At 71.0% G+C, this 12,213-nt stretch carries 7 protein-coding genes; 2 read left to right on the forward strand and 5 right to left on the reverse strand.

Features of this window, described 5'->3' with window-relative positions:
- Window positions 1-25: 25 nt before the first annotated feature.
- From ACFWGJ_RS34390 to ACFWGJ_RS34410, 5 genes are all read right to left on the reverse strand, one after another.
- The gene (locus ACFWGJ_RS34390; RefSeq protein WP_387332436.1) at window positions 26-2,047 is read right to left on the reverse strand and encodes an ATP-dependent DNA helicase; all 2,022 of its coding nucleotides are present in this window, start codon (window positions 2,045-2,047) and stop codon (window positions 26-28) included.
- 100 nt (window positions 2,048-2,147) lie between these two features.
- Window positions 2,148-4,481: an IucA/IucC family protein gene (locus tag ACFWGJ_RS34395; protein ID WP_387332438.1), complete on the reverse strand. Its 2,334-nt coding sequence runs from the start codon at window positions 4,479-4,481 to the stop codon at window positions 2,148-2,150.
- Window positions 4,482-4,538: 57 nt separating this feature from the next.
- Window positions 4,539-5,372, reverse strand: a complete 834-nt coding sequence (locus ACFWGJ_RS34400) for a GNAT family N-acetyltransferase (RefSeq protein WP_387332439.1) — start codon at window positions 5,370-5,372, stop codon at window positions 4,539-4,541.
- A gap of 39 nt (window positions 5,373-5,411) precedes the next feature.
- Window positions 5,412-7,553, reverse strand: a complete 2,142-nt coding sequence (locus ACFWGJ_RS34405) for an IucA/IucC family protein (protein ID WP_387332441.1) — start codon at window positions 7,551-7,553, stop codon at window positions 5,412-5,414.
- Between the two features lie 195 nt (window positions 7,554-7,748).
- A complete protein-coding gene (locus ACFWGJ_RS34410) occupies window positions 7,749-9,317 on the reverse strand; it encodes a diaminobutyrate--2-oxoglutarate transaminase family protein (RefSeq protein ID WP_387332442.1) in 1,569 nt (522 codons plus the stop codon).
- 350 nt (window positions 9,318-9,667) lie between these two features.
- Here ACFWGJ_RS34410 and ACFWGJ_RS34415 point away from each other — a divergent pair, with 350 nt between their 5' ends.
- A complete protein-coding gene (locus tag ACFWGJ_RS34415; protein WP_387332444.1) occupies window positions 9,668-10,897 on the forward strand; it encodes a trypsin-like serine peptidase in 1,230 nt (409 codons plus the stop codon).
- Between the two features lie 146 nt (window positions 10,898-11,043).
- The coding region (locus ACFWGJ_RS34420) for a hypothetical protein (protein WP_387332446.1) at window positions 11,044-12,213 on the forward strand (1,170 nt) is incomplete at its 3' end.

Consider the following 12,213-nt stretch of genomic DNA (forward strand, 5'->3'; position numbering starts at 1 on the left):
GGAGGCAACAGCCCCTGTGTTCCGCTCAGCCCTCCTCGGCCGCCACGGCATCCTCGGCCGCCTCGGCCTCCTGTGCCGCCTCGGCCTTCCGCGCCTTCTCGTCGATGGCGGCCAACGACCGCCGCGCCTGGTTCCGGTCCGTCGTGTACCAGAAGTCGGGCAACGATGCCTTGAGGTAGTTGCCGTAGCGCGCTGTGGCGAGCCGCTGATCCAGCACGGCGACCACACCCCGGTCCTCCGTCGCCCGTACGAGGCGGCCGGCACCCTGCGCCATCAGCAGGGCCGCGTGCGTGGCAGCGACGGCCATGAAGCCGTTGCCCCCGGCGTCCTCGACGGCCTTCTGGCGGGCGCTCATCAGCGGGTCGTCGGGGCGGGGGAAGGGGATCTTGTCCATGACGACCAGCTGACAGCTGGCGCCCGGGACGTCCACGCCCTGCCAGAGCGACAGCGTGCCGAACAGACAGGTCTTCGGGTCCGCGGCGAAGTTCTTGATCAGCTCGCCGAGCGTCTCCTCGCCCTGGAGCAGGATGGGGTACTCCGGGATGCGGGAGCGCAGTTCCTCCGCGGCGAGCTGGGCGGCCCGCATCGAGGAGAACAGGCCGAGCGTACGACCGCCGGCCGCCTGGATCAGCTCGGTGAGTTCGTCGAGCATGTCTCCGCGGTCGCTGTCCCGGGCGGGTCTGGCCAGGTGCTTCGCGACGTACAGGATGCCCTGCTTGCCGTAGTCGAACGGCGAGCCGACGTCGAGGCCCTTCCAGACCGGGATGTCCTCTCCCTGGACGCCTTCCGGGGACAGGCCGAGGGAGGCGCCCACGCCGTTGAAGTCGCCGCCGAGCTTCAGCGTGGCCGAGGCCAGGACGACGGAGCGGTCCGTGAAGAGCTTCTCGCGCAGCAGACCCGCCACGGACATCGGCGCGACCCTCAGGGAGGCTCCGAAGCGGTCGTGGCGCTCGTACCAGACGACGTCCCACTCGGAGCCGTTCGTAATGCGCTCCGCCACGTCGTGGACGCTCTCCACGGAGGCGAGGGCCTGCTTGCGGACCGCGTCCTCGTCGGTGACGGACTTGTCGCGGGTCGCCCCGATCCCCGAGATCACCGTGCGGGCGGCGTCACGCAGGGCCATAAGCGCGTACCCGAGATCCTCCGGGATCTCTTCCAGGCGGCCGGGCAACGCCAGCTCCATCAGCCGCTCGAAGCCCTCGGCGGCCGTCTGGAGCTGATCGGCCGCCTTCTCGTTCACGAGCTTCGACGCGCGGCGCACGGCGCGGTTGACCTGGCCCGGGGTGAGCTCGCCGGTCGCGACTCCGGTGACCCGGGAGACCAGCTCATGAGCCTCGTCGACGATCAGCACCTCGTGCTGCGGGAGGACGGGGGCGCCTTCGATGGCGTCGATCGCCAGGAGCGCGTGGTTGGTGACGACGACATCGGCGAGCTTGGCGCGCTCACGGGCCGCCTCGGCGAAACACTCCGCTCCGTAGGCGCACTTCGAGGCGCCGAGGCACTCCCTGGAGGAGACAGAGATCTGCGACCAGGCCCGGTCCGAGACTCCCGGGGTGAGGTTGTCGCGGTCCCCCGTCTCGGTCTCGTCCGACCAGTCCCGCAGCCGCAGCAAGTCCTGACCGAGCTTGCTGGTGGGTGCGGCCGCCTCGAACTGGTCGAAGAGGCCCTCCTCCTCGTCCTGCGGCGCTCCTTCGTGGAGACGGTGCAGGCACAGGTAGTTCGACCGGCCCTTGAGCATCGCGAACTCGGGGCGGCGGCGCAGCAGTGGATGCAGGGCGTCCACCGTGCGCGGCAGATCCCGCTCCACGAGCTGCCGCTGGAGCGCCAGGGTGGCGGTCGCCACGACGACCCGCTCCCCGTGCGCCAGCGCGGGAACCAGGTAGCCGAGCGACTTACCGGTGCCGGTGCCCGCCTGGACCAGCAGATGGGAACCGTCGTCGATGGCCTGCGCGACGGATTCGGCCATGGTCACCTGGCCAGGGCGCTCCGTACCGCCGACGGCTGTGACGGCGGCGTGCAGGAGTTCGGGGAGTGAGGGCTCTGTCATAGCCCGACCACCCTACGGGTCGGCACTGACAACCGGGTGATCGCGGCGGTGGAGGGGGATGTGATCAGGACGCGTACACGGGCGTCGGCGCGGTGGGTGATCACGACTGGTGGAGGGGGTTCGGGACGGTGCCGTGCACGGCTGCGTGCGGGCGCTGCGGCCGGTCCCGGTAGCCGTCGAGGTGCAGCCGGTTGCGGTTGAGGCAGAGCCGTTCGATACGCGGAGTGAGCAGGTCGAACGTCTCGTAGCGTTCCTTCAGCTCCGGGAAGAGCCTGTGGTGCCGGAGGATCTCCGCCCGGACGAGTGACCAGAACTCGTCCTCGCGGACGCCCAGTTGCTCCTGGCACAGCGGGGCCAGATAGCGGAAGACACCGACGAAGAGTCCGGAGTGGATGAACTGGGTGAGGAAGGCGGCCGGCTCCGTGAGCAGCACCGCCCGTACGTCGTCGGGCATGGAGGCGTGCTCGGGCAGCCGCTCCGCGCTGACGTTCACGTCGTCCACGAAGTCCTTCACCGCGAGCCGCACCGGTACGTCGTGGTCGTCGAAGACAACGATCGCGTTCTCGCCGTGTGGGCTGAACACAGTGCCGTACCGGTAGAGGAAGTGCAGCAGGGGTGGCAGCAGCGCGGCGAAGAGGCGGCGCAGCCAGCTGCGCGGGTCGAGGCCCGAGCGCTCGACCAGCTCAGCCGCGAAGGCACGGCCCTCGGGATCGGTGTGCAGGAGAGCGGCGAGCGTACGGGCCCGTTCGCCGGGCACGAGATGACGGGAGAGCGGCTCGCGCCAGATCGCGCCGAGCAGTTCCCTGTACTGGTAGGGGACTTCCGGCAGCGCGTCGTACACCGGGTGCCCGACCGTCACGGACGCGACCTCGCCCAGCAGGATCACCCCGCAGGTGTCGTGCAGGAAGGGATCGGTGTCCCGCAGTCCGTGCATCCAGGCGGTGACCGCGGGGGCAGCGAGCGTGCGTTCCGTCGGGAGACCGCGCCACACCAGGGTGTTGAGGACGGACAGCGGCAGTTTCACCGTGTGCCGGTCCGGACGCGAGGTGTTCAGGAAGGTACGGATCGACTGCTGGGGCAGACGGAGATCGCCGTCCGGGGGCAGGGGGACGATGGCTCCCGCGGCGACGGAAGGCGCGAAGAGAGGCAGCACGACGTCGTTCCACTGCCAGGGGTGCACGGGCAGATAGAGGTAAGACTCCGGAGTGAGCCCCCGCGCGCGCAGTGCGGTGTCGTACGACTTACGGACGGCGGGGTCCAGCTCGCGCGCGTAGAGCTGGTCGGCGCTGTCCAGCCCCCGGACGCCCCGGTAGGTGGCGAGCGAGGTGTGGACGGCGATCCACGGCAGGACTGTCGCCCTTCGGCCCTCAGGGGCCCACTGGGCGGCGTCCGTCGCGGAGAAGCCGAGCCTGCCCTTGTTGAGGACGATCCACGGGTGGCCTGTCTGGTGGCCCTCCAGCTCCGCGTACCCGAGATCGGCGAGACGGGCGGCCGGGAGGGCGGTGTGGTCCAGCCGGGCGTCCGCGGCGAGTGTGGTGGACAGTTCGCGGATGACATGGCCGAGCGTGGCGCCATCTAGATGGAGCACGGCGCGGGCTCGGGTGAGGAAGTCGAGGGGGTCGGTGTAGGGCCGCTGGTGTGGGGGTGGCTCGGGGTCGGTGGGGGTGGTGGGTGCGGTGGCTGACCCTTCGGTGAGCGCGGAGTCGGTGGAGAGCCCGGACTCGGCGGGCGCGGACTCGGTGAGCGCGGGCTCGGTGGGAGGCGCGGGCTCGGTGGTTGGTTCGGTTGAAGCGGGAGGTTCGGCTTCGGCAGCGCCTGCGAGCCGGGCGGCGCGTTCGGTTCCGGTCTCTGGTTCGGCCGCGGCGGAGCGTTCGGCGGTGAGAGCTGCGGCTGTTCCGGCCGCTTCGGTCAGGGTGAGCGAGGACGGGTCCACGCGCCAGCTGTCGTACGCGCCGCGGCGGGCCCGGAAGGCGAGGATGCCGCCGGCGTCGAGGCGCAGGGTGTAGGAGCGCTCGCCGTCGGGGGCGGCGTCCGGATCGGGGGATGAAGGGGGCGAGGCCGGGCCCTGGCGTTCGGGGGTGGGCGGCGTGGCAGGTGGCCGCGGAGCTTCCGCGTCGCGTGGCGAATCGTCTCCTCTGGGGCCCCGGGACCCGTCGGCAGCCCCCGCGCTGGAAGGGCCCGGAGGGCTGCAGGAACTGGAAGGGCTGGAGGGACTGGGAGGGCTGGAGGGGCTGGAGGAAACGACCGCTGCCGCCGTGCCGCCGGTGAGGTGCACGGCCGGTTCCGGCAGCAGAATCTCCTCGTGCGCGAACTCGCCGATCATCTTCGCGAGCAGGCGGCGCCCCGCCTCCTCCCATCTTTCCTGGCTCAGTTCCGGCGGGTCGTAGAGACGTGACGGCTCTCCGGGAGCCGGGGCGGCGGACGGGTTCGGCACAGGGACTCCTCGACTGGGAACCTGATCGGGGCGAGCGGTGTACTAAAAGTGACGGCGCTACAACAGATCACGCAGGGCCCGGTCTCGGACCATGAGGGCTGCCTTCTTGTCCGGCAGCTCGACCTCGGCGGAGAACCGGAAACCGGCGCTCAGGAAGGCGGACACGGAGGGCGTGTTGCGAAGGTCGGGCTCTGCGACGACTCGTGCGCAGGAGGGACGACGGTCGAGGACGAGGTCGGAGACAGCACGGAGCAGGATCGTGCCGAGTCCCCGCCCGCGATGGGCGACGCCGCCGATGAGGAGGTGGATTCCGGTGTCGTGCAGGCGGGCCGGGTAGTGGCGGGCCAGGGGGTCGAGATCCGCGCGGTAGATCTCCCAGTAGCTCATCGGTGTGCCGTCCAGCACGCCGAGGCAGGGGACGCTGCGTCCGTCTCCGTCGAGTTGGGTGCGCAGGTGGTCCTCGGTCGCCGTACCGGGGCCGGCCAGCTCCCAGAAGGCAGCGACGGCAGGGTCGTTCATCCAGTGCCTGATCAGCGGCAGGTCACGGGCGAGGTGTACGGGGACTAGGTGGAAGACGCCCACGGCGGTGGCCGTCTGCCCCCAGTCACCGACACGGTCGAGCAGGTCCTCACCGGCGGGGGTGAGGGGGTGCGCGGGTCTTGTCCGGCGCGGTGCTGCTTCAGCGTCCCTTGCGAAGAGCGCGAGGAGGTCCTCGGGCAGACGCAGGTCAAGGGTGTCCGCGTTGCCCGAGCTGCCCGTGCCATACGGCCTGCCCGGGCTGCCCGGGCCGCCCGCAGCGGGGTCCGTTTCGCTCCGGACGCCGGCGCCGGGGGCGATACCGGTACCGGCAGCTGCGTCGGCGGCGTCGGTGCTCGCATCGGGGGGAGGCACGGCGACGCTCCTCTCAGGAGACGGGGTGGGTCATGTTCCTCAGGAATGAAGGGGGTTGGCGATGGTGACGTAGACGGACTGGGTGTCGACCGGGCCGACGAGTTCGTCGAGGCCGTGCAGCCGGGTCAGCAGGTTGGCCTTGCAGCGCAGGACGGGAGAGTCGAGCAGAAGGGAGGGCAGGGTGGTCCGCAGCAGCCGGGCCGGGCCGGAGGCGACGTTGGTGAGGAAGCGGCGGAAGGCTGCCAGCAACAGACGCTCGTCGGCGAGGCGTTGGGAGCCGAAGGCCCCGATGAGACCGAGCACGTTGTTGATGGCGAGGTAGTAGGCGAACCGCTCGTCGGTGACCGCGTCGGAGACAAAGGTGTCGCTGTGCTCGCCGATGCCGGGCAGTCGCTTGTCCAGTTCCGCGCGCCGTGACTCGCGGAAGTAGTAGCCCTGGTTGTCGCGGTAGCGGCCTCCCCTGGGCCAGCCATCCGCGTCCAGCAGGAGCAGGGTGTTCTGCTGGTGTGCCTCCAGCGCGATGCCGGCTTCGCTGTCCAGCCAGAGGACGGGGCGGACGACATATTCCAGATAGCGCAGGAACCACTCCGCGGCGACGGCTCCACGCGGCCGGCCCGTGCGGCCGGCGAGCCGGGTGACGATCTCGGTGAGCCGTGACCGGGTCGCGGACCGGGGCTGCTCCGGGTGCCGCTGTCCGGTGTGCGTGCTGCCGGGCCTGGGCGAGACGAGCCCGGCGATGCAGGAGACATCGTCGGTCGGTGCGAAGGGGTTGTGGCGGATCATCACGTCGAGGCCGGTCACCGGGGTGCCGTCGGGTTCGTTCACCGCGAGCCACGCGGGGTCGCGCACGATGTCGAAGCCCGGGTGGGCCGCCTGCCACTGTTCGGCGAGGCCTGCTCGCAGCAGGCGGTGGACCTCGACCCCGCGGTGGAACTCCTTGCGGAGGTTCTCCCGGCGGGAGTTGGTGATACGCAGACCCAGCGACAGCTTCAGCATCGCGGGGGCACCGGAGCGGTAGAGGGTGCGGACGGAGGAGGTGGGGTGCCACGGGGAACCGTGGGGGCCGAGGTCACGGAGCAGTCCGGCGGACAGGAGTTGTGCGGTCTCGGGGCGTCGGTGGACTTCTCGAAGCTGCCAGGGGTGCATCGGCAGCGCGGCGTAGCCCTCGGGCAGTTGCAGTCCCGAACCGGCGAGCCGGGAGGTGAGCTGTTCCGCGGGTACGGGTCGGCCGCGCTCGGTCCACGCCGAGTCAGTGGCGAGCACGGAGGGGGCTACGGCCATCCAGTGCAGGGCGAAGGAGCCCCTCAGCTCCGGGGAGTAGAGCAGGTTCTCGGCGACCGAGAGGCCTTCGCGGCTCTTCGGGGTGGGGTGGAGCGGGTGGCCGAGCAGCAGTGACTGTTCGGCGGAGAGGAAGAGGTCGGGGCCGTCGGCGGGGTTCTGCCTGCGGTCCGCGATGAACACGACGGTCCGCCGCAGGGAGTCCGCGACCCGGCCGACCAGGTCTCCGTCGTCGACCGAGGCGCGGGACCCGGCAGCCGTCATGGAGGCGACGTAGGTGCTCACTTCACCGGGGGTCGCACCCGGTGCGGCGGTCTCACCCGGTGGAGCGGGGGTCGTCGCGTCGGCGACCGTGTGCGCCGGGGCGGACTCGACGCACGCGGTCGGGACGCCGTTCGTCGGGGCCCCGTCCGTCACGGTCCTGTCCACCGCGGCCCCGTACACCGGAGCCCCATGCGTCGGCGCCTCATGTGTCGGGGTCTCGCGGCCCAGCAGGGCCGCGAGTGTGACGGCGTCGGTGGGCGGGGCCTGCTCCGGGGCGCTGGCGAGGTGAGGAGGGCCCAGTCGGTGCCACCCCGTGGGGGACCAGTACTGGACCGGGACGACAAGGGCCGTACCACTGGCAGGGAGGGGGATGCGCAGGACGCCGTCGGCGGGAGCGGGGAGGTCGTGCTCGCGTACCCAGCAGCGCAGCAGGTTCTCCACGGCCGCGGCCTGGGCGGCCGTGTGCGGGTCGGGGTGTTCCAGCAGGTCCGTGGTGGCGCCGTGCAGTCCTTCGGACTTCCTGGCCCCTCCCTTCTGCCGGGGGACCGATTCGGTCCCCGGCCCGAGCGGGACCTGCGGGCGGCAGGCTGCTCGCTCGTGGGGCTGGGGGCGTCCGTCGGATGCGGGCGTGGCGTTCAAAAGGGTTCCTTGGAGGTGGTTCAGGCTCGTACGGCGACGAACCGGGGCTGTTCCGGCATGAGTGACACCTGTGCGTTTCCAGGTCGGGGCGGAGAGAGGGAGGGTGCCGCCGGGCAGCCCTGGCGGTTGTCACCAAGGTCTTCGGGTCGCTTGCCTCCCGGTCCCGGGCCCGGATCCCCCCATAGGTCCGCCGCCCTACCCTGCGTGCTCGGCTCGTACGGTCTGTTCGGTGCGATCGGTCTGCGACCTCCGGGTACCCGTGGCGCCTCGCCCGGTGGACGCCTTCGCCGCCTTCGCCACCTCCGCCACCGCGTCAGCGAGCCGGTCCAGCACGGCGGTCGCCTGTTCGTCGGTGATCGTGAGGGGTGGGAGCAGGCGCACCACGCCGGCGTGCCGGCCGCCCAGTTCCACGATCAGTCCGCGGCGCAGGCACGCCCGCTGGACGGCGGCGGCCAGTTCGGGCGCGGCGGGAGGAGGACCACCGGGGCTTGTAGACGGCTTCTCCGGGTCGACGAACTCGACGCCGATCATCAGACCTCGGCCGCGCACCTCCCCGACGCAGCCGAAGTCGGCTTCCAGAGAACGGAGTTGGCCGATCATGCGGTCGCCCAGGGCGGCGGCGCGCTCGGCGAGCCCGTTCTCGCGGACGTATGCGAGGGTCGCGGCGCCCGCCGCCATGGCGAGTTGGTTGCCGCGGAACGTGCCGGCGTGGGCGCCTGGTTCCCATACGTCGAGGTCGTCGCGGTACACGACGACGGCCAGCGGCAGGCTGCCGCCGATGGCCTTGGACAGGACCATCACGTCGGGGGTGATTCCGCTGTGCTCGACCGCCCAGAAGGTGCCGGTGCGGCCGACCCCCGTCTGCACCTCGTCGGCGATCAGTGGAATGGAGCGCGCCGCGGTGATCTCCCGTATCCGCCGCATCCAGTCGTCGCGGGCCGGGATCACTCCGCCCTCGCCCTGCACGGGTTCGAGGATCATGCCCGCGGGGGTCGTCACCCCGGATTTGGTGTCGTCGAGGAGGGACTGCGTCCAGCGGGCGGCGAGTTCGGCGCCTTGCCCGCCGCCGACGCCGAACGGACAGCGGTAGTCCTGCGGATAGGGCAGGCGGGTGACGCGTACGTCCGGGGCGCCGCCGGATGCCGCGAGCGCTCCCTCCGTCATCCCGTGGTAGGCGCCGGTGAAGGCGAGGATTCCGTTGCGCCCGGTCGCGGTGCGCACCAGTTTCAGTGCCGCCTCCACCGCGTCCGTGCCCGCGGGGCCGCAGAACTGCACCCGCGCACGGTCGGCGAGACCGGGCGGCAGCGTGCGGAACAGCTCGGTGGTGAAGGCGTCCTTGACGGGTGTGGCCAGGTCCAGGACGTGCAGCGGGGCTCCCGAGTCGAGGACCTTGCGGATGGCCTCCAGGACGACCGGGTGGTTGTGGCCGAGCGCGAGTGTGCCGGCGCCCGAGAGACAGTCGAGATAGCGGCACCCGTCGGCGCCCTCGATGGTCAGCCCACGCGCCCGCACGGGGACGATCGGCAGGGCGCGCGCATAGGTGCGTGCCGCCGACTCGCGCGCCGACTGCCTTCGCAGAATGCCTTCTTGCGCCGCGCGCGCCGTCGCGTTCTCGTGCGCCGTGCGTCCGGACGCGGTTTCGTACGCCGTGTGCGCCGTCGCGTTCTCCTGCGTTCGCGCCCCCGCCGCTTCGTGCATCGTGCGTGCCCCCGCCGCGTCCCGTGTCGCGGGCGCCGCCCCGGGCGCGGACTCCGTCACAGCCACGTCTGTCGTCCTCCCGCTGTTCACGCCGTCCGTGCCACGCTGTGCGGAGGCGAGTTGCCGGTCCGCCCGATGAGGCGGCAGGGGGATGAACGCAGCCCGAACGTCCCCCGTACGTACCAACGACGAGGACCGCGCGGGGCAACGGCGGAGCTGAGATCCTTGCCGTGACGGAACCGTTGCGGGCCCGTCGGAAGTCCCCCACAGCAACGGCATAGTCTGTGGTGCCGTTCGGCGATCCTCGCTGATCAGCACCCGCGGTCCACGTCGGGTACGCATGGGTCCCCGGATCCCTGCGAAATCCCGTGTGGCAGCACAGAGTTGTTCGTTCACCTCCAGGGGGAGTTCACACCATGCGACCGATACGCCCGCTCTTCGCCGCCCGTCGAGGGAGGAGCCCGCGCCGCAGAATCTCCCCCGTGCTGGCCGCGGTAGGCATGGCCACCGCGCTTGCCCTGACCACCACCGCCTGCGACTCCGGGAGCGACGCCGACGCGGCTGCCGAGACGTCCGCCGCCGCGGCCGGTGACGGCAAGATCCAGATTCCGGACGACATCAAGGACAGGCTCAAAGAGCACGGCATCGACATCGACAAGTGGAAGGGCGGTGACTGGAAGAACTGGGACAAGGACGACTGGCTGCGCGAGGCCGGCGACTACATCAACCCGATCATCGCGGACCTGTGGGACCCGGACCGTATGCGCGAGGCCGAGGACCCGGACCAGGGCAAGGGCGTCGACGAGAACGACCTCTCGGGTGACCAGGGCGTGACCGACCCCGAGCCCGCGCCGGTGGAGGCGCAGGCCGTTCCGGCGGCGTACCACGAGAACGTGCCCGAGGCCGGCAAGGTGTTCTTCGACTCCCCCGAAGGCACGATGGTCTGCTCGGCGACCGTGGTCCAGGACCCGGCCCACCCGGGCAAGTCCAACCTCGTGTGGACGGCGGGCCACTGTGTGCACGCGGGTGCCAAGGGCGGCTGGTACCGGAACATCGCCTTCGTGCCCTCGTACAACGACAGCGCCATGTCGGCGGCCGAGAGCGCCGATGCCACCAAGGAGCAGGTCGCCCCGTACGGCGTCTGGTGGGGCAACTGGGCGCAGACCTCGGACCAGTGGATCGAGCAGGGCGGCCCGACGGGCGGCGACGGTGCCTCGTACGACTTCGCCGTCATCCATGTGACGCCGGAGAAGGGTGGCGACGGCAAGTCCCTGGAGGAGACCGTCGGTTCGGCGCTCCCGGTCGACTTCAACGCTCCCGCGGTGTCCGAGGTCGGGGACATCACCGCGACCGGTTACCCGGCGGCGAAGCCGTTCGACGGCGAGACCATGTACCAGTGCACGGACAAGCCGGGCCGGCTCTCGCTCGTCAAGTCCAATCCGACGATGTACCGCATCGGTTGCACCATGACCGGCGGTTCCTCGGGCGGTGGCTGGGTCGCGACGGGTTCGGACGGCGAGCCCGCGCTGGTCTCCAACACCTCGATCGGCCCGGTGACGGCGGGCTGGCTGGCGGGTCCGCACCTGGGCGCGGAGGCCAAGGGGATCTACGACGCGGTGAGCAAGAAGTACGCGGCACAGCAGTAGCGGCACGAGGACGGGCGGCGGCAGGGTGGGCCCGACGGAAACATGCACGGCCCGCCCGCCGTTCGTCCTCGAAGCTTCGGGTGCCCGATCCGCAGGTGCTCGACCCGCAGGTCAGAAATACACGTTCTATCGGGGGTACCAACACCATGCGTTCCACACGTCCGTCCTTCGTGGAAAGCCGCGGGCGGGGCCGCTTCCTCGCCGCCGCCGGACTCGTCGCGGCTCTGGCCCTCACCGGCACCGCCTGTGACTCGGGGGACGACAAGGCCGCCGACAAGCCGGCTGCCACGGGTTCCGAGTCCTCCGGTTCCGACAAGATCGAAATTCCGGCCGACATCGCCGACAGGCTCAAGGAGCACGGCATCGATGTGGACGACTGGAAGGACGGCGAGTGGAAGAACTGGGACAAGGACAAGTGGCTCAGTGAGGCACAGGACTTCGTCAACCCGGTGATCGAGGGTCTCTGGAAGCCCGAGCGGATGACATCCGCCGAGGATCCCGGGAAGACGGTCTCCACGAAGGACGCGGCGGCCGAGCAGGGCGTCAGCGATCCGGCGCCCGCCCCGGTCACGGCGACGCGCGAGAAGACGCCGTACCACGAGAACGCCGCGCCGGTCGGGAAGGTCTTCTTCGACTCCCCCGAGGGTTCGATGGTCTGCTCCGGCACGGTCGTCACGGATCCGCGCAACCCCGGTAAGTCCAACCTCGTGTGGACCGCGGGCCACTGTGTGCACGCCGGCGGTGGCGGCGGCTGGTACCGCAACATCGCCTTCGTGCCGGCCTACAACGACCTCGGCAAGTCCGAGGCCCAGCTGGGCAACGCCACGCAGCAGGAGATCGCCCCGTACGGCCAGTTCTGGGCGGACTGGGCCTCGACCTCCGACGAGTGGATCGAGGGCGGCTCGGAGTCGGGCGGCGCGGGTGCCCCGTACGACTACGCGGTGCTGCACGTGAAGCCGGAGACCGGCTCCAAGTCCCTTGAGGAGACGGTCGGCAACGCGCTGGACGTCGACTTCTCCACGCCCGCCGCACGCAACGCGGGCGCGATGGGAGCCTGGGGCTACCCGGCGGCGGCGCCCTTCGACGGTCTGATCATGCACAAGTGCGTCGACCGGCCGGGCCGGCTCTCGCTCGACCCGGGGCTGCCGACCATGTACCGCATCGGGTGCACGATGACCGGTGGTTCGTCCGGCGGCGGCTGGTTCCGCGTGGTCGACGGCAAGACCGTACTCGTCTCGAACACGTCGATCGGCCCGTCCGACAGCACCTGGCTGGCCGGTCCGCAGCTGGGCAGGGGCGCCAAGGCCATCTACGAC

It is taken from the genome of Streptomyces sp. NPDC060205 (genome assembly GCF_042728395.1).
Taxonomy (GTDB): domain Bacteria; phylum Actinomycetota; class Actinomycetes; order Streptomycetales; family Streptomycetaceae; genus Streptomyces.